This window comes from Streptomyces sp. NPDC008238 (assembly GCF_042956445.1).
Lineage (GTDB): Bacteria > Actinomycetota > Actinomycetes > Streptomycetales > Streptomycetaceae > Actinacidiphila.
The window spans coordinates 50,891-76,322 of record NZ_JBIBGK010000001.1 but is presented as its reverse complement, the minus strand read 5'-3'; the positions used below and the strand labels follow the sequence as shown (position 1 = coordinate 76,322).

Annotated in this window: 22 protein-coding genes; 9 read left to right on the top strand and 13 right to left on the bottom strand. The window is 74.5% G+C overall.

The features are described from left to right. Positions 1–8: 8 nt before the first annotated feature. The 4 genes from ACFZAU_RS00320 to ACFZAU_RS00305 form a co-directional block, all read right to left on the bottom strand. Positions 9–431: a roadblock/LC7 domain-containing protein gene (locus ACFZAU_RS00320; protein WP_499603138.1), complete on the bottom strand. Its 423-nt coding sequence runs from the start codon at positions 429–431 to the stop codon at positions 9–11. Next, positions 428–2,965 (bottom strand): sensor histidine kinase, encoded by a 2,538-nt coding sequence (locus ACFZAU_RS00315; RefSeq protein WP_500550380.1) that lies wholly within the window; start codon positions 2,963–2,965, stop codon positions 428–430. The genes ACFZAU_RS00320 and ACFZAU_RS00315 overlap by 4 nt, the downstream gene beginning before the upstream one ends. Positions 2,966–3,024: 59 nt before the next feature. Continuing rightward, entirely contained in the window at positions 3,025–3,795 is a 771-nt protein-coding gene (locus tag ACFZAU_RS00310) for an MHYT domain-containing protein (protein WP_500550379.1), read from the bottom strand. A 134-nt stretch (positions 3,796–3,929) separates the two neighbouring features. Then, positions 3,930–4,265 (bottom strand): YnfA family protein, encoded by a 336-nt coding sequence (locus ACFZAU_RS00305; RefSeq protein ID WP_500550378.1) that lies wholly within the window; start codon positions 4,263–4,265, stop codon positions 3,930–3,932. Positions 4,266–4,271: 6 nt separating this feature from the next. Here ACFZAU_RS00305 and ACFZAU_RS00300 point away from each other — a divergent pair, with 6 nt between their 5' ends. Next, complete coding sequence (locus ACFZAU_RS00300; protein ID WP_500550377.1) at positions 4,272–4,928, top strand: class I SAM-dependent methyltransferase; 657 nt, start codon at positions 4,272–4,274, stop codon at positions 4,926–4,928. Positions 4,929–5,135: 207 nt separating this feature from the next. Continuing rightward, complete coding sequence (locus ACFZAU_RS00295) at positions 5,136–5,456, top strand: hypothetical protein (protein WP_500550376.1); 321 nt, start codon at positions 5,136–5,138, stop codon at positions 5,454–5,456. 39 nt (positions 5,457–5,495) lie between these two features. Here the strand turns inward: ACFZAU_RS00295 and ACFZAU_RS00290 are convergent, their stop codons facing one another. Continuing rightward, complete coding sequence (locus tag ACFZAU_RS00290) at positions 5,496–5,816, bottom strand: hypothetical protein (protein WP_500465389.1); 321 nt, start codon at positions 5,814–5,816, stop codon at positions 5,496–5,498. A gap of 8 nt (positions 5,817–5,824) precedes the next feature. After that, entirely contained in the window at positions 5,825–6,196 is a 372-nt protein-coding gene (locus ACFZAU_RS00285; RefSeq protein WP_500550375.1) for a hypothetical protein, read from the bottom strand. A 160-nt stretch (positions 6,197–6,356) separates the two neighbouring features. Here ACFZAU_RS00285 and ACFZAU_RS00280 point away from each other — a divergent pair, with 160 nt between their 5' ends. Continuing rightward, the gene (locus ACFZAU_RS00280) at positions 6,357–7,394 is read left to right on the top strand and encodes a hypothetical protein (RefSeq protein WP_500550374.1); all 1,038 of its coding nucleotides are present in this window, start codon (positions 6,357–6,359) and stop codon (positions 7,392–7,394) included. A 16-nt stretch (positions 7,395–7,410) separates the two neighbouring features. Here the strand turns inward: ACFZAU_RS00280 and ACFZAU_RS00275 are convergent, their stop codons facing one another. Further along, positions 7,411–8,790 carry an FAD-dependent oxidoreductase gene (locus tag ACFZAU_RS00275; RefSeq protein ID WP_500550373.1) on the bottom strand — a complete coding sequence of 460 codons (1,380 nt, stop codon included), beginning with the start codon at positions 8,788–8,790 and terminating at the stop codon, positions 7,411–7,413. Between the two features lie 66 nt (positions 8,791–8,856). On the opposite strand from ACFZAU_RS00275, the gene ACFZAU_RS00270 reads away from it, so the two are divergent. Both ACFZAU_RS00270 and ACFZAU_RS00265 read left to right on the top strand, forming a co-directional pair. Next, on the top strand, positions 8,857–10,095 hold the full coding sequence (locus tag ACFZAU_RS00270; protein ID WP_500550372.1) for a DUF4032 domain-containing protein: 1,239 nt from the start codon (positions 8,857–8,859) through the stop codon (positions 10,093–10,095). Positions 10,096–10,117: 22 nt separating this feature from the next. Then, positions 10,118–10,906, top strand: a complete 789-nt coding sequence (locus ACFZAU_RS00265) for a class I SAM-dependent methyltransferase (protein WP_500550371.1) — start codon at positions 10,118–10,120, stop codon at positions 10,904–10,906. Positions 10,907–11,001: 95 nt separating this feature from the next. Here the strand turns inward: ACFZAU_RS00265 and ACFZAU_RS00260 are convergent, their stop codons facing one another. Continuing rightward, a complete protein-coding gene (locus ACFZAU_RS00260; protein ID WP_500550370.1) occupies positions 11,002–14,199 on the bottom strand; it encodes a hypothetical protein in 3,198 nt (1,065 codons plus the stop codon). Between the two features lie 158 nt (positions 14,200–14,357). Beyond that, positions 14,358–15,116 carry a class I SAM-dependent methyltransferase gene (locus tag ACFZAU_RS00255; protein WP_500550369.1) on the bottom strand — a complete coding sequence of 253 codons (759 nt, stop codon included), beginning with the start codon at positions 15,114–15,116 and terminating at the stop codon, positions 14,358–14,360. A 504-nt stretch (positions 15,117–15,620) separates the two neighbouring features. Here ACFZAU_RS00255 and ACFZAU_RS00250 point away from each other — a divergent pair. Both ACFZAU_RS00250 and ACFZAU_RS00245 read left to right on the top strand, forming a co-directional pair. Then, positions 15,621–18,890, top strand: coding sequence for a carbohydrate binding domain-containing protein (locus ACFZAU_RS00250; protein WP_500550368.1), 3,270 nt, complete (start codon positions 15,621–15,623; stop codon positions 18,888–18,890). A gap of 194 nt (positions 18,891–19,084) precedes the next feature. Beyond that, a complete protein-coding gene (locus tag ACFZAU_RS00245; RefSeq protein WP_500550367.1) occupies positions 19,085–19,969 on the top strand; it encodes a peptidoglycan recognition protein family protein in 885 nt (294 codons plus the stop codon). Positions 19,970–19,984: 15 nt separating this feature from the next. On the opposite strand, the gene ACFZAU_RS00240 is transcribed toward ACFZAU_RS00245, so the two are convergent. After that, the gene (locus ACFZAU_RS00240; protein ID WP_500550366.1) at positions 19,985–21,061 is read right to left on the bottom strand and encodes a PP2C family protein-serine/threonine phosphatase; all 1,077 of its coding nucleotides are present in this window, start codon (positions 21,059–21,061) and stop codon (positions 19,985–19,987) included. Positions 21,062–21,099: 38 nt separating this feature from the next. Further along, positions 21,100–22,119, bottom strand: a complete 1,020-nt coding sequence (locus ACFZAU_RS00235) for an isopenicillin N synthase family dioxygenase (RefSeq protein ID WP_500463250.1) — start codon at positions 22,117–22,119, stop codon at positions 21,100–21,102. Between the two features lie 350 nt (positions 22,120–22,469). Between ACFZAU_RS00235 and ACFZAU_RS00230 the strand changes: the two genes are divergently transcribed. Next, positions 22,470–23,843, top strand: coding sequence for a tannase/feruloyl esterase family alpha/beta hydrolase (locus ACFZAU_RS00230; protein ID WP_500550365.1), 1,374 nt, complete (start codon positions 22,470–22,472; stop codon positions 23,841–23,843). Positions 23,844–23,845: 2 nt separating this feature from the next. Here the strand turns inward: ACFZAU_RS00230 and ACFZAU_RS00225 are convergent, their stop codons facing one another. After that, a complete protein-coding gene (locus ACFZAU_RS00225; protein ID WP_500550364.1) occupies positions 23,846–24,388 on the bottom strand; it encodes an MOSC domain-containing protein in 543 nt (180 codons plus the stop codon). 96 nt (positions 24,389–24,484) lie between these two features. On the opposite strand from ACFZAU_RS00225, the gene ACFZAU_RS00220 reads away from it, so the two are divergent. Continuing rightward, on the top strand, positions 24,485–24,985 hold the full coding sequence (locus tag ACFZAU_RS00220; RefSeq protein ID WP_499603158.1) for a VOC family protein: 501 nt from the start codon (positions 24,485–24,487) through the stop codon (positions 24,983–24,985). Positions 24,986–25,049: 64 nt separating this feature from the next. Here the strand turns inward: ACFZAU_RS00220 and ACFZAU_RS00215 are convergent, their stop codons facing one another. Beyond that, entirely contained in the window at positions 25,050–25,232 is a 183-nt protein-coding gene (locus tag ACFZAU_RS00215) for a tail-anchor membrane protein (RefSeq protein WP_499603159.1), read from the bottom strand. Between the last annotated feature and the right edge of the window lie 200 nt (positions 25,233–25,432).

Here is a 25,432-nt window from a genome sequence, read left to right as displayed (position 1 = left end):
TACGCCGGTCAGCCGGCGGCCGGTCCGGCGGCGCCGAGGCGCGCCGGGGTGTGCAGGTGCTCGCCCACGCGCTTGACGAGGCGCGCCATCTCGTAGGCGATCAGGCCGACGTCGGCGTCCGCACCGGTGAACACCGCGAGGCACGATCCCTCGCCCGCGGCGGCCACGAAGAGGAAGCCCTGGTCGAGTTCGACCAGGGTCTGCCGGACCCGGCCGGCCGCGAAGTGGCGTCCGGCGCCCTTGGCGAGGCTGTGGAAGCCCGAGGCGACGGCCGCCAGGTGTTCGGCGTCCTCCCGGGTCAGCCCGCGCGACGAGCCCACGGCCAGGCCGTCGCCCGACAGCACCACGGCGTGACGGACGTGGGCCACCCGGTCGGTCAGGTCGTCCAGCAGCCAGTCCAGTTCAACGGACCGGTTCGATGCGTCGATCATCCATGCTCTCCTTCGCGGGGTGCCGGGTCGGTGGTGCGGGCGGCGTCCTGCTCGCCGTCCCCGTCCGTTCGGTCCGGGCCGTGCACGTGGCCGGGACCTCCGGGTGCGGGCCGGGTGCCGCCGTGGTCCGGGGCGGGCCGCGGAGGGCGCGCGCCGCCCGGCCCGCCGTCGGCGGCGTCGCGGGCTCCGGCACCGCCGCCGCGGATCCAGCCGCGACGGAAGGCGGCCATCGTCGAACGCGCCTGCTCCGCCGTCCGCTCGGGGACGTCGTGCCCCGTCTCCAGCGGCCCCGGGACGTGTTCGGGTGCGCGGGGCTCCAGGAGCTGCGGAGCGAGGCTCGCGCGGCGTACCCGGCGCGGGAGTCCGCCGTCCGTGGCAGGCGCGGCCCCGGGGGCGCCGACGGCGACGGGAGCGGGCGCACCACCGCGGGCGGGGGAGGGTACGGACGCCGTCGCGGGCTCCGGCCGGCGGACGGGCCGGGGCGTGGAGGGGCGCGGCAGCCCGTCGCCGTCGCCGCGCGGGGAGGCCGCCGCCGGGGGCGGGACCTCCGCGGCCCCCTGGCGGGGGCCGTGCGGGCCGGACACCGCGCCCCCCGTCCCGGCACCCCGTGGGGCGCGGGCCTCGGGTGCCCTCATGTCGAGCAGGGCGGTGGGCAGCAGGACGACGGCGGTGGTGCCGCCGTACGGGGAGGAGCGCAGGGACACCTTGACGTCGTGCCGCCGGGCGAGCCGGCTGACGACGAACAGTCCCAGCCGGTCGCTGTCGAACAGGTCGAGCGCCTGGGTCTGCGCGATGCGCCGGTTGGCCTCGGCCATCGCCTCCTTGCCCATGCCGAGGCCGCGGTCCTCGATCTCCAGGGCGTAGCCGTTGCCGACCTGCTCGCCGTAGACGCGCACCTTGGTGTGCGGCGGGGAGAACTGGGTCGCGTTCTCGACGAGTTCGGCGATCAGATGGGTGAGGTCGGCGACGGCGGAACCGACGACCGCCGCCAGGGGCAGCCGGCGTACCTCGACACGGGCGTAGTCCTCGACCTCCGCGACGGCGGCGCGCACCACATTGGTGAGGGGCACCGGCCTGCTCCAGGCGCGGCCCGGAGCGGAGCCGGAGAGGATGATCAGGCCCTCGGCGTGCCGCCGCATGCGGGTGGTGAGGTGGTCGAGCCGGAACAGGTCCTCCAGCTCGCCCGGGTCCTCGGTGCGCCGTTCCATGCTGTCCAGCAGCGCCAACTGACGGTGCACCAGCACCTGGCTGCGCCGGGCGAGGTTGACGAAGACCCCGGAGACCCCGTTGACGAGTTCGGCACGCTCCGCGGCGGCACGGAGCGCGGCGCGCTGCACGGTGGCCAGCGCCTCGGCCACCTGGCCGATCTCGTCGGCGCCGTGCCTGCCGAGGGGCGCCTCCTTGCCGAGGTCGATCTCCTCGCCGGCGCGGAGCCGCCGCATGGCCCGCGGCAGTTTGCGGCGGGCGAGTTCGAGCGCGGTGTTGCGCAGGCCGATCAGTTCGACGACGAGGCCGCGGCCGATCCGTACGGAGATGAAGAGGGAGGCGACGACGCCCAGGAGGCCGAGCAGGACGGCGATGCCCGAGGTGTTCAACAGCCCCTGGACGACGGTCCGGTCGGCGGGCGCGGCGGAGGTGGCGACCTTGCCGAGTCCGGACAGCACCTGTGCCGCGGCCTGGTCCCAGGAGTCGGACGTCACCCCGGCCGCGGCCGCTTTGCCGGGCCCGGCGCCGAGGACGGCGTCCTCCATGGCCTCGAGGTCGGTGTACGCGGTGGAGCGGGCCAGCCGTTCCCAGGCGGTTCGGGTGTCGCCGCCGAGGTCGGCGACGGAGCCGGCGAGCAGGACGCGGCGCGCGGTGACGGCGCCGCTCAGGTCGCGGTAGCGGTCCGTGGGCAGGTCGCGGGTGAGGGCGGCCGCGGCGAGCAGGGCGTCCTCCCGGGACAGCTGTTCCGCGGCGCGGCCGATCTCCAGGGCCGTGCGCTCGCCTCGGGACGTCGCAAGGGCGCCGCCGATCGCGAAGCCGTCGGTGACGGCGTCGGTGTAGGAGCGGTACGTCTGCCGCCAGTCCGCCGCTCCGCGGGTGATGCCGGGGCGCAGTGCCCGCAGGCGCCGCAGGTCGCCCACGAAGGTGCGGACCCGTACGGCCGCGGTGCCCGGCAGACCGGTGCCGTCGGCGACGGTGTGGCCGCCGCCGAGTTGCAGCAGGGCGGCGGCCCGGTCGGTGGCCGTGGCGCGTCTGCTCAGTTCGGCGGCGGCCCCGCTGGTGGGCCGGGCCAGGTAGCGGGTAGCGGCGCGGCGTTCGGCCTGCAGGGCGGTCACGGTGTCGGCGACCGGCTCGCGGATCGTTTCTGCAATGTGCTGTGCACGCAGCCGCCCGGAGAGGTCCTGGGCCGTGGTGACGGCGGCGAAGGCCCACAGCGCCATCAGGGAGACGACGGGCACCATCAGGAGGGACACGATCTTCGCGCGTACGCTCCGCGGCCGCAGGCTCAGCCGGCCCCGCGTCCCCTCGCCCCCTGCGCCCTCGGCCATGCCCGGGGCCTCCTCGTGCGCGGGGAGCCCGGCGTGCGCTCTGCGGCCCCGTGGCGGCGTCACAGGGCCCCCTCGCCGACGCGCTGGGCGGTCGCGGAGGCGATGCGTTCCCTCGCCGTCGGGGAGAGCGCGACGAAGGCGGAGGTCAGGAAGAGGTAGGAGCCGAGACCGACGATGAGGGGGAAGAGGAACGCGGTCGCGCCGGAACCGGGCAGCACCTCCGCCGAGGGCCGGACCCGGACCTGCACGGCCAGCATCCCGGTGTAGTGCATGCTGCTGACGGCGGCGCCCATCACCAGGGAGGCGCCGGCGACGACCACGGGGCGGCGGATGGTGAGCGCGGCCCACAGGGCGGCGGTCGCGGCGGCCCAGGCGATGACGACGGACAGCGCCACGAGCCACGGTTCGTAGGACACCGCTCCGTGCAGCCGGACGGCGGCCATGCCCAGGTAGTGCATGCTGGCCACGCCGACGCCCGTGGTGAGGCCGCCGGCCACGAGGGCCCGGAAGCGGCCGCCGCCGTAACCGACGGCGAAGACTCCGAGGCCGACCACCACCATGGCGACGACGAGGCTGAGGACGGTCAGGGGGACGTTGTAGCGGATCTCGGTGCCGGTGACGCGGAAGCCGAGCATGGCGACGAAGTGCATCGTCCAGATGCCCGTGCCGAGGGCGCTCGCCGCAGTGAGCAGCCAGTTGGGCCGGGAACGGCCGGTCGCGGCCAGGGCCCGTACGGTGCAGCGCAGCCCCAGCGCGGCGCCGACGCACGCCATGGCGTACGAGAGCAGCGGGGTCAGCCAGCCGAAGGCGGCGTGGTCGATGTGTCCCATGGCCCCGGGACGCTAGTGCGGGGGTGGTCGCACGCTCGGGCCATGTCGTAACCCTGCCTTATTTGACAGCGTGCTTTCAGGATGCGGTCCCCGACGATCGCGTGCGGCACGAACCTGCACAAGGGAAGCGTGTTTCAGCCACCGCGCGGCGCGTACATGATGATTCCCACGCCCACCAGGCACACCAGGGCGCCCGTCACGTCGTAGCGGTCGGGCCGGAAGCCGTCCGCCACCATCCCCCACGCGAGCGAGCCCGCGATGAACACCCCGCCGTAGGCGGCGAGGATGCGGCCGAACTCGGCGTCCGGCTGCAGGGTGGCGACGCACCCGTACAGGCCCAGGGCGACGACGCCGGCCCCGATCCACGCCCATCCCCGGTGCTCCCGCAGCCCCTGCCAGACCAGCCAGGCGCCACCGATCTCCAGCAGCGCGGCGAGCAGGAACAGGACGACGGAACGGAACGGGATCATGCGACCATGATGCCCCGCGTCCCGTGCGCCCCGGGGTGCGCCCCGAACCGGAGGTGGACCGCCGTGCACACCGACCCCGCGCAGATCCGCGCGTTCTTCGCCGCCCGCGCCGCCGACTGGGAGACGCGCTACCCCGACGACGCGCCCGCCTACCGGGCCGGCGTGGCCGAACTGGGCCTGCGGAACGGCCAGGCGGCGCTCGACGCCGGATGCGGCACCGGCAGGGCGCTGCCCTTCCTGCGCGCGGCCGTGGGCGCCTCAGGGACGGTCGTCGGCGCCGACCTGACCCCCGAGATGCTGGGCGCCGCGGTACGGGCCGGGCGCCGGGAACACGGCGCCCTGCTGCTGGCCGACTGCGCCCGGCTACCGCTGCGCGACGCCACCATGGACGCCGTCTTCGCCGCGGGGCTGATCGGGCACCTGCCGGAACCTCGTTCCTGCCTGCGGGAGCTGGCCCGGGTCACCCGGCCCGGCGGCCGGCTGGCCCTCTTCCACCCGATCGGCCGGGCGGCGCTGGCCGCCCGGCAGGGCCGTGAGCTGACCCCGGACGACCTGCGCGCCGAGCCCAACCTCAGGCCCCTGCTGGAGTCCTCGGGATGGACCATGACCTCCTACACCGACACCGACGAGCGGTTCCTCGCAATGGCGACGGCGACGGCGTAGGCGGCGGGTTGCCGACCACGATGTCGTGACCGGCGCCGGCGACCGGGAGCGGGACCGTCACGACGGTCGCGCCGCAGTTTCGCCCGCACCACCGCGCGGGCGGAACTCGGCTGAACGCCGCCTCCCCCTCGCCCCGCCTCCCCCTCGCCCCGGCGCCCCCGGCGGTAGCCTGCGGACGTCCGAACGACGAGGAGTGCGAGGCCACCCGTGACCCGAGAGCTGTACAACGTCCGGCTGGTGCCCCGCGAGGGGGACCCCACCCCGCTGACGGACGAGGAGGAGCAGCGGGCACGGTCCGCGCTCTTCAACGACCTCGGCCGCGCCGTCTCCGACCGCGGCTGGGTGCGCTTCCCGGCGTACTCGCCCGAGGAGCGGCGACGGCTGGTCGACGTCGCCCACCGGCTGAGCGCCTACTGGGGCACGGAGGTCGGCGTGGAGGCCGAGGACCACTGCTCCATGCGGCTCTTCCTCCCCGGGTACGGCCCCCGGGAGTCCGCGGCCACGCCCGCCGTGGAGGCGCGGGGCTGACGGGCCCGGACGGGGCCCGGCACCCGGGCGGCGGGCGCCTCAGACCTCGGGGAGCCCGAGCAGCGACCGGGCGACCACGCGCGGCGGGACGCCGCGCTCCTGGGCGAGCACCACGACGGCGCGCCGCGCGAGTTCACTGATCCCGAACATCAGCGCCTCCGGTGCGACACGCGCCGAAGCGGCCTCGACCGCCTCCTCGTCCCCTTCGACGGAGGCCGCGACATGGGCTGCCGCCGCCTCGAAGAGGTTGCGCTCGCGGGAGGCTCGGCGTGACGGCTCCGCGCCGGGCGGCGGGGGCTTCGCGGACCTCCCGGGCGGCCGCGCGTCGGTGAACCTCCGGAGCCAGGTGGCCATCCGCATCACCCCTCTCACCCAGGGGAGTTCCCGTCCGCGGGCAGCCGGAACCCCGGGAGGCCGGGGTCGCCGCCGCCCGCGGTGAGCACGAGGGGGGTTCCGCGGACGGTGGGATCCCAGCCGGCGGAGAGCGCGTGCTCGACGAGCAGGCGCACGTCCCGCGGGGTGGGATGGGCGGTGTCGGTGACGCAGTACCCCCACGGTCCGGGCCCGGAAGCCGACACGAGATCGGCGACGAGGGCACGGCCACCGGGGGCGGCGGCGTCCGTCACGCGGACGAGGACCGCACGGCGGCAGGTGCCGTCGGATTGGCCGGCGTGCCCGATGCGGGCCGTCCACACGAACTCGCGGCCGTCGAAGCGGAGGCGACGGCGCCGTTTCCTCACGGGCGGCCGCCGTGGTGGGGGCGGGAGTTGACCATGCCGTGAGCGTAGAAGGCGGCGATCCGGCCGCCGAACGGTTTTCCACAGGCGCGGCCCCGGTCTCGACGCGGGTGTTACCCGGTGGTTAGGGTGCGCCCACCACTGCGAACACACCGGAGAGGGGATGCCCGTGTCCGCGACGGACGACGAAGCGCTGTTCGTGCTCACGGCGGCGATGCTGACGCCCGCGCAGTTCCCGGGCGTCCTGGCCGACGACTATCCGGCGGCCTGCGCCGAACTCGGGCTGCAGCCGGTGGACGACGGCTACGGCCTCGTCTTCGGCCAGGACGGGGCGGGCGCCCGGTGGACGGTGGCGATCAGCGACACGGCGATGGTGGCGTGCGCCCTCGCCGCGTGGGACTGCGGGCTGGAGTACGACCTCTCCCCCGACGCGCGCTCCGTCGTCGCCGCGCTGCCCGGGTGGCCGCTGCCGGTCGCGGTGGCGGCGCCCGGCGTCCCCGATCCCCATGATCCGCCGGAGGAGGAGAGCGGCCCGCCGCTCGCGCCGCCGGACACCACGACGTGGGGCCCGGCGCAGCGTCGCCTCGGCGCCGACGAGATAGCGCTCCGCTGGCGGGTCTGGCGGGAACAGCTCGACGCGGGGGACGAGTCGGACACCTCGGACACCTCGGACGAGGACGGCGAGGCGAAGGACACCGGCGGCACCGTCGGATCCGATGCGCCGGGTACGACCGCGCAGGCCGGCAAGGACTCCGGGGAGCGGTCCCCTGAGCCGTCCGGGAAGGACTCCGCCGAAAGCTCCGGCAAGAAGCCCGACGGCACCGGGTCCGCCGGCACCGGGTCCGCCGGCACCGGCACCGCCGGCACCCAGCCCAAGGCCGCCGAACGCGAGCCCGCCGAGCCCGGTGCCCCGGAACCCGGCGCCGGCGGCCTCCACCCCGGGGTCCGCCGCGCACTGGAGGCCGCCCAGGGGTACCTGCGGACGCCCCCGCCCCCCGGCCGCATACGCTCGACCGCCGCCGGCGAGGGCGTCCGCACCCTGCGCGTGGACGGCGAGGACTGGAGCCTGGTGGCCCGTACGGACGACATCGCCTTCGTGCTGCTCGACGAGGAGCCCGGCGAGGTGCTGCCGGTCGGCCGGGGGCCGGAGCTCCCCGGCCTGCTGGAGTCCCTGGAGAAGCTGGCTGTACGCCCTTCCTGAGCGCGCACGAGTACGGTCAGGCGCCCTGGCCGTCCGCCCAGACCTTGCCGTCGACCTTGCGCGCGGCGATCAGGACCGGGTCCCACACCGGCGAGAACGGCGGGGCGTAGCCCAGGTCGAGCGCGGTCATCTGCTCGGCCGTCATGCCCGCGGTGAGCGCCACCGCGCCGATGTCCACCCGCTTGCCCGCGCCCTCGCGGCCGACGATCTGCAGCCCGAGCAGCCTCCCGGTGAGCCGCTCGGCGATGGCCTTGACCGTCATCGGGGCGGCGCCGGGGTAGTAGCCGGCCCTGCTGGTCGACTCGATGACCGCGGTGACGTACTGCAGCCCGGCGGCCCGCGCCTGCGACTCCTTCAATCCCGTGCGGGCGATCTCCAGGTCGCAGACCTTGCTGACGGCGGTGCCCACGACGCCGGGGAAGGTGGCGTAGCCGCCGCCGATGTTGGTGCCGATGACCCGGCCCTGCTTGTTGGCGTGGGTGCCCAGCGGGATGTGCTGCATGGCGCCGGAGACCAGGTTGAGGACCTCCACGCAGTCGCCGCCGGCCCAGATCGCCTCCTCGCCGCGCACGCGCATCGCGCGGTCGGTGAGCAGCCCGCCGTACGCGCCGAGCGGCAGACCCGCGTCGCGGGCGAGGCCGGTGCTGGGCGCGACGCCGAGGCCGAGCACGACGACGTCCGCGGGGTACTCGCCCCCGTCGGTGGCGACGGCGCGGACCCGGCCGTCCGTCCCGGTGAGCACCTCGCGCACCGGCGCTCCGGTGACGACGGAGATGCCGAGCCCCTCCATGGCCTCCCGCACGAGCCGGCCCATGTCCGGGTCGAGGGTCGCCATGGGCTGCTCGGCGGCTTCCACCAGGGTGACCTGCAGCCCGTGCCGCAGCATGGCCTCGGCCATCTCCACGCCGATGTAGCCGCCGCCGACCACGACGGCGTTCCGCGGGGACCTGTCGGCGAGGGCGTCGATGATGTCCTCGCCGTCGTCGAGGATCTGCACCCCGTACACGCCGTCCGCGTCGATGCCGGGGATCGGGGGGCGCTTGGGCACGGCGCCGGTGGCGATGACGAGCTGGTCGTACCCCGTCCACTCCTCGGCCCCGAGTACGTCACGGGTGCGCACCCGCCCGCGGTCCCGGTCGATCTCGACGACCTCGGTGCCGAGCCGGACGTCGATGTCGTGGGAGCGGTGCTTCTCGGGGGTGCGGGCGATCAGCTTCTCCGGTCCTGCGGCGTCGCCCGCGATCCAGTACGGGATACCGCAGGCCGAGTAGGAGGTGCGCCGCCCGCGTTCGAAGGCGATCACCTCCAGTTCGTCCGGCCCCTTCCTCCTGCGCGCCTGCGACGCCGCCGACATCCCCGCGGCGTCCCCACCGATGACCACCAGCCGTTCCCTCATGTCCCGCAGCGTATGCGCCGCCCCCGGTGTCCCGCCCGGTCAACCCGTTGCCGCAGACTGGGCGGCATGGACCTGCAGATCACCGCGACCTCCCCGGACCATCCGGCGACCCTCCTCGACCTGCCGTGGAACGTGCCGCTGGAGGAGTGGCCCGAGGAGCACCTGGTGGCGCTGCCGCGCGGCATCTCGCGGCACGTCGTCCGCTTCGCCCTGGCCGGCGACGAGGTCGTGGCGGTCAAGGAGGTCGGCGAGTGGGCGGCCGTCCGCGAGTACGGTCTGCTGCGCGACCTGGACCGCATGGGCATACCCGCGGTCGACGCCCTCGCCGTCGTCACCGGCCGCACCGACGACCGCGGCGAGCCCCTTGAGCCGGTGCTGATCACCCGCCACCTGGGCGGCTCGCAGCCGTACCGCTCGATGTTCGAGACGACGATGCGCCCGGGCACGGTCAACCGGCTCCTGGACGCGCTCGCGGTGCTGCTGGTCCGGCTGCACCTGGCGGGCTTCGCCTGGGGCGACTGCTCGCTGTCGAACACCCTCTTCCGCCGTGACGCGGGCGCCTACGCCGCCTACCTGGTGGACGCGGAGACCGGGCAGATCCAGCCCACCCTCTCGCGCGGCCAGCGGGAGTACGACATCGAGGTGGCCCGGGTGAACATCGCGGGCGAGCTGATGGACCTGGAAGCGGGCGGATCGCTGCACCCGTCGGTGGACCCGGTCACCTTCGGGCAGGCCATCGCGGACCGCTACGAGGAGCTGTGGCACGAGCTCACCCGCGAGTCGGTGTACCCGGTGGCGAAGCGGCACTACATCGACCGGCGCATCCGGCGGCTCAACGAGCTCGGCTTCGACGTGGCGGAGATGCAGATCCAGAAGTCGCCCGACGGCGACGACGTCACCTTCCTGCCCAAGGTCGTGGACGCCGGGCACCACCAGCGCCAGTTGCTGCGCCTCACCGGCCTGGACGCCGAGGAGAACCAGGCCCGCAGCCTCCTCAACGACCTCGAGACGTGGATGGCGAGCCAGGAGGACTACGCCCCGGGCGACCCGCTGGGCGCCCGCCCCGAGGTGCTGGCCCACCGGTGGGTGCGCGACGTCTTCCGCCCGACGGTCCGCGCCGTGCCGCGCGAGCTGCGCGGCTCGCTGGACACCGCGCAGATCTACCACGAGCTGCTGGAGCACCGCTGGCTCATGTCGGAGCGGGCCCAGGGCGACGTGGGCCTGGACGCGGCGGTCGAGGACTACATCCACAACGTGCTCCTCGCGTCGCCGCAGGGGCCTGCCGTTCCCCTGCCGCCGGACTAGGCACGGGCCGTATTCTCGACGGGTGGGCGACCGGAGTTCGCTGAGGGGCGTCTTCGACGAGGACGCCGAGCTGTACGACCGGGTCCGCCCCGGGTATCCCGGCGTGGTCTTCGACGACCTGGCCGGGGTCGCGGGGCTCGGTCCCGGCGCACGCGTGCTGGAGATCGGCTGCGGGACCGGGCAGGCCACCGTGCCGCTCGCGGAGCGCGGCTTCCGTGTGACGGCCGTCGAGCTGGGCGCGTCCATGGCGGCGGTTGCCCGGCGCCGGCTCGCGGGGTTCCCCGGGGTCGAGGTGGTCGTCTCGGCGTTCGAGGAGTGGCCGCTCCCGGACGAGCCGTTCGACGCCGTCGTCTCGGCCACGGCGTTCCACTGGATCGACCCCGCCGTGGCGGTCGTGAAGTCCGCCGACGCGTTGCGCCCCGGCGGGGTGCTGGCCGTCATCGGCACCCACCACGTGGACGGCGGCACCCGGTCCTTCTTCGCGGACGTCCAGGAGTGCTACGAGCGCTTCGACCCGGCGACACCGCCGGGCCTGCGGCCACGCGCGGCGGCCCTCGTGCCCGCCGACAGCGGGGAGACGGACCGCTCCGGGCGCTTCGGGCCGGCCGTCTTCCACCGCTACGAGCGCGAACTGCCGTACAGCACGGACGAGTACCTGGACCTGTTGCTCAGCTACTCCAACCACCGCGCCCTGTCCGCCACCCGCAGGCAGGGGCTGCTCGGCTGTATCCGCGCGCTGATCGACGGCCGCCACGGCGGCCGCGTCGTCAAGCGGTACCTGACGGAACTGCGCATGACGCGGCGTCTGTGACGGACGCACGCGGCCAGCGCCCACACGGAGCACGGCACCGGCCGCGCGCCCGGCCCGACCGGCCGCCAGTACCGCGTGATTCACAGGCCCACGTCCTACCCGGCTGCGGAGACCTCCCGCCGCAGCCCCACGATCAGCGCCGCCTCCGCCACGTCCGGGACGGGGTGGCCGCGCAGGGCGGTCAGCTCGGCCGGCCAGGGATCCGCCCACCCGCTGGATCTACCGCCGTGGTCGACGAGGCGCACGGCCAGCAGCCCCGCGACGGCACTCGTGCGCCCGCCCAAGTCGCGGGCCACGTCGAGCATCGGCCCGAACGGATCAGGGGCGCCGGAGACCGGCTGGGGGTAGGCGCCGGAACCGAGGGTGTCCGGATGCCGCTCGGCGAGCCGCACACAGCGGTCCCAGCGGGCCAGGCCGCCGTCTCCCTCGCGCACCGCCGTGAAAGCCGCCTCGTAGGCGACGCGGGTGGCTGCCCCTGGCAGCCCCGCCCGTTCGAGGGCGTCGGCGTACGCATCGTGCACCGCCGCGACGGGTGGCCGCCGGCCCGTCGCCAGGGAGTGGAGCGCGGACAGCTCCGCCTGCTCCACGAGGGCGTCCAACGCCCTCCGCAGCTCGGCGACAGCGGGCCCGGACCGGGCGAGCGCGCCGAGCACGGTCCCGGCGACGAGCCGCTCCTCCCGGGAGCGGGCCTCGTCGGCGAGCGCGGCCGCAAGCGCGGCGGCGACCGCCTCGTCGGCGCCCTGCGCGCCGCCGGTGTTGCCCAAGGCAGTGCAGGCCGCGGTCACGACCTCCGTTGCACCGCCTTCACGCACCACCTCGGCCAGGAAGCGGTTGTACGTCACCCGGGCGGCCGGCGCGAGGCCGGGGCGGCGGCGCAGGACCTCCTCACGTACGGACTCGTGGGCCAACCCACGGCGCAACCGGGCCGCGACCCCGGGGTGTTCGAGGCGGCGGGTCAACGGGGCCGCCAGCACGGCGAGTACGTCACAATGCTGGTCCGGCACGTCCCAGGCGGCGAGCACGACGCCGAAGGCCTCCTCGCCGGGCCGTTCGCCGAGGGCGCGCGCCGCCTCCTTCCGTGAACCGACCGGCGCCCGCGAGTCGCGCACGATCCCACCCAGTCTTTCGAGGGCCTCCGCGTCCGGGACCTTGTCGAGAAGTCGGCGCAGCCCCGCCATCGCGGCACGGCCGCGGACCCAGCCCAGGGCGGCGTGCTCCAGCAACGGCTCGAGCGCGCCGCGGTCCGCCACACGTCCGAGGGAAGTCAAAGCGGCGGCCACGACGGGCTGTGGTGCCCCGTTCGCGACCAGCCGTCGCAGAGCGGGGGCGTCCCGCAACAGGACCGCCGCATCGACGCGCCGCCGCAGGGGAAGCTCGGGGTCATCGGCGACGGCCGTGAGGCGGCGGACGAAAGCGGCGCGCTGCGCGGGCAGCCAGCGGCCCGCGGCGGTCTCCGGAAGCCGGGGCGCCCGGGCACCGCTGCCCTCGACCGACAGCAGTGCCTCGAGCAGGTCGGTGCGGCGGCGCACCACCGTCCACAGCACGCGGGGCACGTCGGTGAGCGGCCGCCCGGAGGCAAGGAGCCGGGCGACGCGTTCCTCGCGCTTCGCGGGGTCGGCCAGCCATGCCTCGGCGGCGCGCGCCCGGACGGCGGGGTCCTCGTCCTCGAGCGCGGTGCGGGCGAGGAGGGCGTCGCATCCGGGGAGCGCGGAAGCGTGTCGTTCCAGCAGCACGGCGAGCCCGAGCACCTTCCCGGATGCAGCGCCCTCCTGTGGCGCCGCCGACCAGATCGCCCGGGCGGTGGCGCGGTCCACGACGAGTGGTGCCCGCGCCCCCTGGTGACGTGGATCCGCGACGACCTGTGCGAGCAGCAGCGCGACGGCCCCGGCACGACCGTGGTCGCCGTGCGCAGCGGCGCCCAGGACGACGCGTCGCAGCAGGCGATCCGCGCACTCCAGGGTGTAGGCGGTGGAGTCCCCGGACTGGACCGTGGTGAGGGCGGCGTCCCGCAACGCCGCATAGGGGACGGCGGCCAGCAGCCGGGTGGGAGCGGCGCCCGCCTGCGCGAGCGCGGCCTGGCGCACGCCGAACTGGTCGTGCCAGGCACGCTCGCAGGAGGCGAACACCCGCCCGTACTCCGCGGGGTCACCGTGGTGCGCGGCGGCGGCGAGCAGCGCGGGCCAGGCGTCCCGCCGCACGTGGGGGGCGAAGCTGTCGGTGGCCTGCCGATACAGCTCCTCGGCCTCGGGGAGTGGCAGCAGCGTGCCGATGACCGGCCAGAAGCGGTCCCGTCGACCGGGACGCGCCCGCAGCATCGGCCGCACGAGCGCGGCACGCTCCCCGGGCTCCAGCGCGGCGATGCTGCGGAAGGGAATCGTCTCGCGGCTCTCCGGGGCGGGCATCCGCTCCCGGACGAGACCGGCCCGCAGGCCGGCGGGCAGGAGGACGAGGAGCGGATCAGCGGTGAGCGCGTCGGCCGGCCCTGGAGGGCACTCGTCCGGGGTGCGGAAGACGGAGGCGAGGGAGGCGAGTTCCTCCGGCGTCAGGTCGCGGAGCGCGCGCCGGACACGCCGGGACAGCGGCGTCTCCTGGAGCGGCAGGCTCTCCGGGCGCGCCCGGCGGACGGCGGCGAGCAGATCCCGGGGCCGGCGCAGCGCGGCGGCGGTCACCACGTCCGTCGTGAAGTGCGGTGCCTTCTCGGCGAGCAGTACCGCGGCTGCGGGGTCCCGGCGGGCGACGGTCTCGGCGAGCTGCCAGTGACGGCGCATGACGGTGTACCAGGAGTAGTGGTCGTAGGACTGCTCGCCGAGCCCGACCAGGTGGTCCGCGACCGCTCCGGGCGCGGTCCGGGCGAGCGGCACGAGCACGCCGTGGGGCACGTCGAGGCGGGGCAGCCACTCCGCCGCGACGTCGGGCGCACACGCCGGCAGCAGGTGGGCCGCCTCGCTGTCGCCGTGGCGCTCACGCACCTGGGGCAGCAGCCGGGCGGCGAGTCCGCGGCGCCGGGAGAGCCGCAGGACGCGGAAGGTGTCGTGCCGTACGTCCCTCGTCCCGTCCAACGCGAGCCGGGCCAGGGCCTCGCCGGGGACGGGGAGCCGGATCGCGGCCGCCAGGGCGCGGCGGCGCAGCAAGGGGTCTTCGAGAGCGGCGGTCACGGCAGCGAGGTCACGGCGGACGACGGCGAGGAAGAGCGCGAGGTGCCGGTCGTCCGGGCCGCCGGCATCGAGGGCGGCGTGCGCGGCGCGGTAGGCGGCGTCGTCGAGGGAGCGGACGTGGTCGGCGACGGCCCGCATGCGGGCCGGGTAGGGCAGGTGGTCGAAGCCGGTGTACAGGGTGCGGACGTCTCCTCGGAAGCTCCTCCGGCCGTCCGCGGCTGCGTACGGTCACGGGCCGCCCGTGCCGGGCGGCGCAGGGGTGATCGTTCCCGCGGGGAACCGTGGCCGCAAGTGAATTACGCTCTGGCGGCGTCGGGGCCGCGTGTCGCGGAGACGGTGAGGCGGACGTAGTCCACGACGGGCTCCGGCAGGCGCTCGGCGACGGCGTGGACGAAGGCCTCGTGCTCCTCGGCGGGGAGACGTTCCAGGTGTCCGCCGAGGACGACGACGGCCAGGTAGGAGAGCAGTTGCGGGCCGGGTTCGAGCCGGGCTGGATCGGGCACGAGGGCGACGTCGACGTCGGTGAAGCCGGCGTCCAGCAGGCGCCGTTCGGTTTCCTTGGCGCCCGCGAAGTTCCAGACGGCGGGCCGCCGGCCGAGGACGTCGTCGACGGCGGCCGACACGGCGGCGATGTTGCCCTGCCCGCCGCATTCGGCGACGAGGCGTCCGCCGGGGCGAAGGACGCGCGCGATGCCACGGAAGAGCGCGGCGTGGTCGGGGATCCAGTGGAAGGTGGCGACGCTGGTGACGGCGTCCACCGGGCCCGTCACGGGGAGAGGGCCGGTGATGTCGGCGTGCACGACCTCGACGCGGTCCAGCCGCCCGGCGAGGCGGTCGCGCAGCCGGTCCAGCATGCGAAGCGAGCCGTCGACGGCGACGACACGACCGTGCGGGAGCAGGCCGAGCAGCGCTTCCGTGTCGCGTCCTGTGCCGCAGCCCAGGTCGAGCACGCGCTCGTCGCCGCGCGGCGCGAGGCGGTCCAGGGTCCTGCGGCCCCACTGGGTGTGGGGCAGCGGCAGGCTGTCGTAGGTGGAGGCGTCCCATTCCCGCGTCATGACCTCCACCGTAGCCACGCTTGTCCACTGAGCGACACACGCGTCTCACGTAGTGGTAATCCGTATCCGGAGCAGCGGCAACCGGTCGAGGACGGCGACCGGGTCCCCCGAGGAGCAGGTGGCGGCGGACGCGACGAGAACCGGCTCGACCGGCTGGAGGGTGTCGCGTTGCAAGATCTTGCGGGGCGACGGGCTGGAGGTCCACGTCGCGGGGATGGACGCTGCGGACTGCGCGCCGGTGCCGGACCTCAAGCCGCGGATGGCCGAGTTCGGGCCCCGGGCCGCGGCTTTCCGGGCGGACCGGGCCGCCGGGTCGACGCGTGACCGCTACGGGGCGTCCGGCTGCGCGACCCCTTTACCGCCCTGTCATGTCCCAGTAATCTCATGAAGCTTCTTGCAGCAACTTGCAGGAGACTCACGGCCGTTCCTTTCGTGGCGCGCGGGAGGGCCTGCCTCACCCGCACCGGCCGCCGTCCCGGCGGCCCCTGCCCGAGGAGCCCCCGTATGAACCGACCCGCGCGCCCTGGACGCCATCGCGCGCTGCGCACCGTGCTGTTGCTCGTCGGCGGTCTACTGCTCGGTCTGCTGCCGGCGGGCCTGTCCTTCGCCGCCACCACGGCGACGGTCTACTACCGTCCCGCCTCCGCCTGGACCACCGTCAACCTCCACTACGCACCCACCGGCGGCGCCTGGACGACCGTGCCGGGCGTCGCCATGGAGGCGGCCTGCCCCGGCTGGTACTCCAGGACCGTCGACCTGGGCGGGGCCGGCGGGCTCTCCGCCGCCTTCACCAACGGCAGCGGCGCCTGGGACAACAACGGCGGCGGCGACTACCGGCTCGGCACCGGCACCAGCGCCGTCTCCTCCGGCGCGGTGACCACGGCCGACCCCTGCGCCGACGCCGCACCGACCGCCGCCACCGTCTACTACTCGACCACCAACCGCAACTGGCCGTCGTACAACCTGCACTGGGCGCCCACCGGCGGCTCCTGGACCACCCCGCCCGGTACGCGGATGGCCGCGGCCTGCACCGGGTGGGTCAGGCTCACCGTCGACCTGGGCACCGCGACGACCTGGCAGGCCACCTTCACCGACGGCAACGGCACCTGGGACAACAACGGCGGCGGCAACTACCGGCTCGGCACCGGCACGATCACGGTGAATGACGGCACCGTCGCCCACAGCGACCCGTGCAGCGGCACGGGGGAACCGTCCGGTCACGGCGCGACCGTCTACTACGCCACGGACACCGTCGGCTGGGCCACCTACAACCTGCACTGGGCGCCGGCCGGCGGCGCCTGGACGGCCGTCCCAGGCGTCGCCATGGAGGCGGCCTGCACCGGCTGGGTGCGCGCGACGGTCGACCTCGGCACCGCGACGACCTGGCAGGCCGCGTTCAACAACGGCAACGGCACCTGGGACAACAACAACGGCGGCAACTACCGGCTCACGGAAGGCATAAGCACGGTCAGGAACAGGGTCGTGACACCGGACGCCGACGACCCGTGCGCGGACTCCGAACCCGACACGGCAGCGCCCACCGCCCCCACCGGGGTGACCGCGAAGGCGACGGGCACGTCGGTCGTGGTGAGCTGGACCGCCGCCACCGACGACACGGCCGTCACCGGCTACGAGGTCACCCGCACCGGCGGCACCAAGGGCACGTCGATCGCCCACGTCGCCTCGACCGTCACGAGCCAGACCGGCCTGGAGGAGCGCACCGCCTACACCTGGACCGTCAAGGCGCTCGACGCCGCAGGGAACGTCTCGGCCGCCTCCGCCCCCGCCGCGGTCACGACCGGCGAGGCCCCGCGGACCACCCCGGGCGAGCCGTTGGGCGGCGACCCGCGCAAGGACCCGATCTACTTCGTGCTCACCGCCCGCTTCTACGACGGCGACACGTCCAACGACCGCGGCGGCAGCCAGCACGTGAAGTCCGGCAACGCCGCGGGCGGCGACCCCATGTTCCGCGGCGACTTCAAGGGGCTGGTCGACAAGCTCGACTACGTCAAGGGCCTCGGCTTCTCCGCGATCTGGATCACGCCCGTCGTCCTCAACCGCTCGGACTACGACTACCACGGCTACCACGGCTGGGACTTCTACCGGGTCGACCCGCGCATGGAGTCGGCCGGCGCCTCCTACCAGGACCTGATCAACGCCGCGCACTCCAAGGGCATCAAGGTCTACCAGGACGTCGTCTACAACCACAGCTCGCGCTGGGGCGCCAAGGGCCTGTTCACACCGACCGTGTACGGGGTGCGCGACTCCCAGTGGAGCTGGTACTACGACCAGAAGCGGGACGGCTTCGAATACGACGGCCTGACCGTCGAGCCGGTCGCCGGGAAGTCGTACTACAACGGCGACCTGTGGTCGACCGCCGAGCCCACCGGCAACACCTGCGTCAACTGGGGCGTCCCCACCGGGGGAAGGAGCCCCGAGGGCTACACCCTCTACAACTGCCAGTGGCCGAGCCCGACCTCGGGCATGTTCCCCTCGAAGTACTACCACCAGTGCTGGATCGGCAACTGGGAGGGCGAGGACTCCCGCAGCTGCTGGCTGCACGAGGACCTGGCCGACCTCAACACCGAGAACCCCCAGGTGCAGAACTACCTCATCGGCGCCTACGACAAGTACATCGGCATGGGGGTGGACGGCTTCCGCATCGACACGGCCGTGCACATTCCGCGCGTCACCTGGAACCGCCGTTTCCTACCCGCCGTGTACGACGCGGTCACGGCGCGGTTCGGCGCGCAGAAGGCGAAGGACTTCTTCGTCTTCGGCGAGGTGGCGGCCTTCGTCAACGACAAGTGGAACCGCGGTTCGGTCAACCACTCGGCGCAGTTCTACACGTGGAAGGAGCGCAGGACGTACAGCGACGACGACACCACCGCCGCGCTGGAGCAGTACACCTACGAGGAGCAGCTCGGCACGGGCAACCAGCCGGTCTCCGACAACGCCTTCCTGAACGGCAACAGCTACCACGCCCCGGACCACAGCCGGTTCTCCGGGATGAACGTCATCGACATGCGGATGCACATGAACTTCGGCTCCGCCTCGAACGCCTTCAACAACGGCAAGGACTCCGACGACAGCACCAGTGACGCGACCTACAACGTCGTCTACGTCGACAGCCACGACTACGGTCCCAACAAGTCCTCCTTCCGCTACGCCGAGGGCACCGACGCGTGGGCCGAGAACATGTCGCTGATGTGGACCTTCCGCGGCATCCCGGCGCTCTACTACGGATCGGAGATCGAGTTCCAGAAGGGCAAGCAGATCGACTGCGGTCCGACCTGCCCGCTGGCGTCCACGGGCCGCGCCTACTACGGGGCGCACCTGGAGGGCGACGTCACGGCCGCCGGCTTCGGCAGCGTGGCCTCGGCGTCCGGGCAGGTGGCCACGACGCTCGCGCAGCCGCTGGTCAAGCACGTGCAGCGGCTGAACCAGATCCGGCGCGCGGTCCCGGCGCTGCAGACGGGGCAGTACTCGACGGCCGGGGTGAGCGGAGAGATGGCCTTCAAGCGCCGCTACACCGACGCCGCCACGGGGGTGGACAGCTTCGCGCTGGTGACGGTGAGCGGCGGCGCCACGTTCACCGGGATCCCCAACGGCACGTACAAGGACGCGGTGACCGGCGCGGTCAGGACGGTGACCGGCGGAAACCTGTCGGTCGACGCGCCCGGCAAGGGCAATCTGCGCGTGTACGTCCTCGACCTGGGCGGGGACAACGCCGCGCCGGGCAAGGTCGGCTCCGACGGGCCCTACCTGAAGTGAGGACCGCGCCCCACCGGCCCTCCCCCGCAGCGGAGGGCCGGTGGGCGCGGGAGGACATCCGGGCGTCCCGGGCGGCGGAGCCCCCCGGGACACCGCGGACTCCGGGGCACCCGCCATGGCATCCGGGTGAGGTCCGCGGGCCGCCCGGCGTGTCCCCTCCACGCAAGCCGGTCATATGAGCTGATGTTCATTTCATGGGTTCACACCGTGCGGCCAAGCACGCGCGCCGCCGCGCGGCCGGACGTCCGCGGCCTACCGCACGCGTCTGGGCGACGGCCGCGGGGACGGCCGGTGTCGTCGCCGTCGCCGCCCTCGGAGTGCACAGCGCGATCATCCACATCGACCCGCCCTCCGTGTACGCCCGCCCCGCGCCGAGCCCCCAGCTCATGCCCTTCCCCGACCTGGCCGCCCGGGCCAGGCTCCAGCGCGTACCGCTCTACCCGGCCCACGAACCCGCCATCGTGCCGCGCAAGAGCTGGGGGGCCGACGAGTCGCTGCGGACCGAGCCCCCGCACTACAGCACCACGGTCAAGGCCGTGTTCCTGCACCACACCGACAGCGGCAACGACTACGCCTGCGAGGACGTGCCCCGGATCATCCGGGACATCTACTCCGGCCACATCCAGAGCCGTCACTGGGACGACGTCGCCTACAACTTCTTCGTCGACAAGTGCGGCACGATCTACGAGGGGCGGGCCGGCGGCTCCGACCGCCCCGTCACCGGGGCGCACTCGATCGGTTTCAACAAGGACACCATGGGGATCGCCGCCATCGGCACCTACGACGCCAAGGGCAGCGTCCCGCAGGCCATGGCCGAGGCGATCGCCCGGATCGCCGCCTGGAAGCTCGGACTGTCCGACATCGATCCCCGGGGCGAGGTCACCCTGGTGTCCAGCAACAGCAAGAGCCGCTTCAAGAAGGGCGAGCAAGCGGTCTTCCACGTCATCGCGGGCCACCGCGACGCCTACATGACGGACTGTCCCGGCCAGGACCTGTACTCCAGGCTCCCGGAGATCCGCACCGAGGCCGCCAGGCTGCAGGGCCGCCCCCCGCTGCACGCCGCGAAGAGCAAGGGCTGACCGAGCCGCCCCGGGTCACCGGGGCGCGAGCGCCAGCAGTGCGACGTCGTCGCCCACCGCGCCCGCGTACCGGCGCAGGTCCTCCCAGACCCCGTCCACGATCCCCTCCGGGGAGGGGTCGGCGCCCTCCGCCAGCCGGGCGGCGAGGCGTTCGGCGAGCGGGTAGAAGGCGCCCGAGGCGTCCCGCGCCTCGGTGACGCCGTCGGTGTACGCGAGGATCACGTCCCCCGGTCGCAGGGGCACCACCGAGGGCAGGGCCGGTGCCTGTCCGGGCAGGCCGGCGCCGAGCGGCGGCCCCGGATCGCACTCCAGCTCCCGCACCTCGCGGCCACGCAGCAGCAGGGCGGGCGGATGACCCTGGCAGACCAGCCGGACCCGCGACCCGTCATGGGGGAACTCCAGCAGCAGGGCGGTGGCGAACAACTCGGCGTTCCCCGCCGCGTCCAGGGAGAGGCGCCGTTCGAGGCGCCCCGCCACCCCGCGCAGTTCCGGCTGGTCCAGCACCGCCTCCCGGAAGGCGCCGAGCAAGGCCGCGACGGTGCCGACCGCGGCGAGCCCGTGCCCCTGGACGTCGGCGACCAGCGCGCGTACGCCGTGGGGCCCGGGCCGTACGTCGTAGAGGTCGCCGCCCACCAGGGTGCCGCGCTGCGCTGCCCGGTACAGGGCGGCGCAGCGCACCTCCCCCACCGTGCCGGGCACCGGGGCGAGGACGGCGAGTTGTGCGGCCTCGGCCACCGACCGGGCCAGCACCAGGCGGCCCCGGAAGCGCTGCTGCAGCGCGGCGATGACCACGCTCAGGGCGCCGATGAGGACGACGGCGCCGAGTTCGGCGCCGGCCAGCGTCCCGGAGCCCACCACGGGGAGCTCCATGACCACCACGACGGCGGCCGCCAGGACCGCGGTGCCCGCCACGCCGTAGGTGAGCGCCGCGAGCGGGGCCACGGCCGCGTAGTAGGCGCCGAGCTCCACATCGCCGGGGGTGACGCCCTGGGCCAGGATCAGCGCGGCGAGCAGGACGACCGGGAGCAGCCGCAGCCAGCGCGGCGGCGCGCCGATCCGCAGTGTGCCGTCCTCGGCCGTGGCCGTGCCCATGCAGGCACCGTAACCGCGGGCGGCGCGGCCCGCGCGTCTCAGCCGGCGGGCGCGGCCGCCGCCCCGACGAGCTCCGGGTGGTGCCTGCGGGCGACCTCGGGGTGGGCGCGCAGCCAGCCCTTGAGCTCGTTGCGGCCGTACTCGGCGAAGAGCGGGTTGGCCGGGTCCCGGGTGGCGCCGGGCGCGCGGTGTGCGTGCTCGAACGGGAGCGGGGCGACCCGCGCGTCGAGGCGGGGGTTGTAGAAGAAGGGCACGGAGTAGCGCTCGCGAGCGCCGGCCGGGCTGACCACGCGGTGGTTGGTGGCCTTGAGGTAGCCGTCGGTGGCGACCTCCAGCAGCTCGCCCAGGTTGACGACGAAGGCGCCGGGCAGCGGCGGCACGTCGTGGAAGCGTCCGTCGGAGCGCTCCACTTGCAGGCCGCCGACCCCGTCCTGGAGCAGCAGGGTGAGGAAGCCGTAGTCCTTGTGCGCGCCGACGCCCTGGTCGCCGCCGGCGGGTGCGGTGCCCGGGTAGCGGACGAGCTTCAGGTGCAGGTGCGGCTCGTCGGCGAAGGCCTCGTCGTAGAAGTCCTCGGGGGCGCCGATGGCGGCGAGCAGTTCGTGCAGCAGGCGGTGGGCGACGCGGCTGAGCCGGTCGATCCAGGCCAGGGAGAGTTCGCGCAGCTCGGGCAGGGCGGCGGGCCACTGGTTGGGGCCCTCCAGCCACCAGTACGCGGGCTCGCCCGCGGCCGGTACGTGCTGCGGGCGTTCGGCGCCGATGTCGAGCTGGTCGCGCCAGTCCCGGCTGCCGCCGGTGCGCTCGTCGCCGGTGCGGGTGTAGCCGCGGAAGTGCGGGGAGTTCAGGTTGCCGATGGCGAGCCGGTCGGCCTCGGGCAGGGCGAAGAACGCGCGGATCGCCCGCATCAGGGCGGCGGTCTCGTCGGCGGTCACGCCGTGGCCGGTGAGCTGGAAGAAGCCGACCTCGTGCGCTGCGGAGTGCAGTTCGCGGTGGAGACGGGCACGTGCCCCGGGGCCGCGGTCCGCGGCGGAGAGGTCGATCACGGGAAGCTGGAGCGTCATGTGTGGTGTCCGCAGGGTGAGGACCCGGCACGCCGGTGGTGACCGGGGGCCGCGCCACGGGGCCCTGGTGGGGCGGCGGCGCGTGGGGCCGGGTGGGAGGAGGGGGCGGGGTGGGATCAGCCGCTGCGGCGACAGGACATGCTCGTGACGCGGACGAAGTCCACATGACGGCGACGCACGAGCATGAGCATGGGCCAAGGGTACTGCGCAGCGTCATGCTGGACGGTGACGCATGTCACGCGGCCCCATGAGCCGGCCGGTACGGGCGTGGGGCGACGCCATGGTCGCGCCCGGGAGGGGCGGGCCACGATGTGGCGCAGCCATCCCCGACGTGCCATTGGAGGCTCCCCATGCGCCCCTGGAGAGGCGTCCCCCTGCTCGCCGCCGCCCTGCTCGCGCTCGGCGCGGCCGCGGTCCCCGCCGGCGCGCAGGCGACCGCGGGTACGGCTGGGCACTGCGCCCGGCTGGAACGGGTCACCGTGCCCGGCGCCGCACACCAGCAGAAGGCCTGCCTGCCCGACATGACGACCACCGCGCTGGCGGGCACCGCGTACACCGACACCGCCGACCAGGCGGGCCTGGCGGCGGCCGGCACCGCCCGCCCGTCCGGCGTTCCGGGCGTGCAGGTCGACGGCTACTTCCCCGACACCTCGGGCTTCAACACCACGCACGGCTGGCAGCACGACGCCCAGTTCGTGCTGCGGCTGCCGGACCGCTGGAACGGCGGCCTGATCGTCACGGGCGCGCCCGGCACCCGCAAGCAGTACTCGCTCGACGTCCTGATCTCCGACTGGGCGGTCGCACAGGGCTACGCCTTCGCCTCCACCGACAAGGGCAACAGCGGTCCGGACTTCTACACCGACGGCCGCCGCCCCGGTGACGCGATCGCCGAGTGGAACCGCCGCACGACACAGCTCACGGTGGCCGCGAAGGCGGCGGTGGCCACGCGCTACGGCCGCGCGCCGCACCGCACCTACATGACGGGCATCTCCAACGGGGGCTACCTCACCCGCTGGCAGCTGGAGCACCACCCGGCCCTCTACGACGGCGGCGTGGACTGGGAGGGCACCCTCTGGACGGCGGACGGCCCCAACCTGCTGACCTCGCTGCCGGTCACCGTGGCCCGCGCCCAGGGCCGGGCCGACGACTCGGACCTGCTGGCGGCCGGGTTCGCGCCCGGTTCGGAGTTCCTGTGGGCGTACCACCAGCAGGCCTACTGGGGTCTGACGCAGAAGGTGTACCGAGCCGAGTTCGACCCCTCCTACGACCCTGCCTGCCCAGGTGCGAGCGCGGGCGCGACCGTGCCGGAGATCCTGGCGCCCTGCGCGTCGGACGCCGACTACGACTACGCGGCGCGCCCGGCCGCCGTGCACCGGGCCGTCGGCCGGGTGTCCCTCGGCGGACGCATCGGCAAGCCGATGATCACCCTGCACGGCACCCTGGACACGCTGCTGCCGATCGCGACCGACTCGGACGTCTACGACCGCATGGTCGACTCGGCGGGCCGGGGCGGACTGCACCGCTACTACACGATCGAGGGCGGCAACCACGTCGACGGCCTGTACGACACGTACCCGGACCGGCTGCGGCCGATCCTGCCCTGCTACCGGGCCGCGTTCGACGCGCTGACCTCGTGGGTGGAGCGCGGCCGTACGCCGCCGTCCGACCGCACGGTGCCCCGGCCGGCGAGCGGTGACGTGGTCAACTCCTGTGCGCTGACCTGAGGTCAGACCCGCTCGAGCGGACGGTGCGGCCCTTCGGGGAGCTCGACGGCGATCGGGTCGCCGGGCCGCACCTCCCCGCCGTGCAGGACGACGCCCATGATCCCGCCCTTGCGGACGACCGCGCCGTGCTCGTCCCGGCCGACGACCTGCTTGAGCAGGCCCTGCCGGAAGGCGTCGATCTGCAGGCAGGGGTTGCGCAGCCCGGTCACCTCGACGACGGCCTCCGCGCCGAGCCGCAGCCGCGTCCCGACGGGCAGTCCCAGGAGGTCCACACCACGCGTGGTGACGTTCTCGCCGAGCTCGCCCGCGGCGACCTCGAAGCCCGCTGTGCGCAGCTCGTCGTGGAGTTCGCCGTGGATGAGGTGGACCTGGCGCAGGTTGGGCTGCGTCGGGTCCTGGGCCACCCGCGACCGGTGCTGCACCGTCACCCCGAGGTGGGCGTCGCCCTCCACGCCGAGCCCGGTCAGCAGGCGGATCCTGTCGCGGGTGGGCTTGCTGAAGTGGTGCCCCTCGTCGCGGCTGACGGCGGTGACGGTCGCGGTCATGGTCGCCTGCTTCCCCTCGGTCGGTGCACTGAAAGCCCGGTCATCCTACCGCCGACATTCATTGAACTTTCAATGATGTCGGCGTAATCTGACGCCATGCCTGTTCGCCGTCTCAACCACGCCGTTCTCTACATCCGCGACGTCGCCCGGTCCGTCGAGTTCTACACCGCCGTGTTCGGCTTCCGGATCGACGCGGAGATCCCCGGCCGCGCCGCCTTCCTGAGCGCCCAGGACACGCTCAACGACCACGACCTGGGACTGTTCGCCCTGGGCCCGGACGCCCCCGGCCCCGAACAGGGCCGCGTCGGCCTCTACCACCTGGCCTGGGAGGTCGGCACCCTCGGGGAACTGGCCGACACCGCCCGGCTGCTCACCGAGCGGGGCGCGCTCGTCGGCTCCAGCGACCACGTTGTGTCGAAGTCGCTGTACGCCAAGGACCCGGACGGCAACGAGTTCGAGGTCATGTGGCGCGTCCCCCGCGAGGACTGGCCCGAGGACCAGGGGATCACCCGCCCGCTCCCCCTCGACCTGCAGGCCGACCTGGACCGCTGGGGCCCCGACCTCAGGACCGGCGCCGCCGCGGGCTCCGTCACCTGAGCCGCGGGCCCGTCGCCCTGGGGCGGGCCCCGTCACCGGAGGGGCCGCCCGGCCCCGTCCGCCGTCACTTGCCGATCTCACGCCTCCCGGCCCGGCGCAGCCTGCGTCGCTGGGAGGGGTCGAGGGTGAGGTAGGCGGCCACCGGGACGCCCACGATGACCAGCAGGGCCAGCCACGCGGGCAGTACCCACAACAGGATCAGGCCGACGGCCACGCCGCCGACGGCGACCTTCGCGCGATTGGACATCTTCCCGCCTCCGTCCGCGGCACGTGCCGCGCTCACTGGGGTAAACGCGGCATCATCCGCGGCGGTTCCCCGCGCGGTCGCGGGGGGGCCCCGGGGGGGGGGGGGGGCGCCCCCCGGGCCCCCCCCGGGGGGGGGCCCACGGGGGGGGGGGGGGGGCGTGGGCCGGGGGGGGGGGGGGGGGGGGCCGCGGCCGCCCCCCG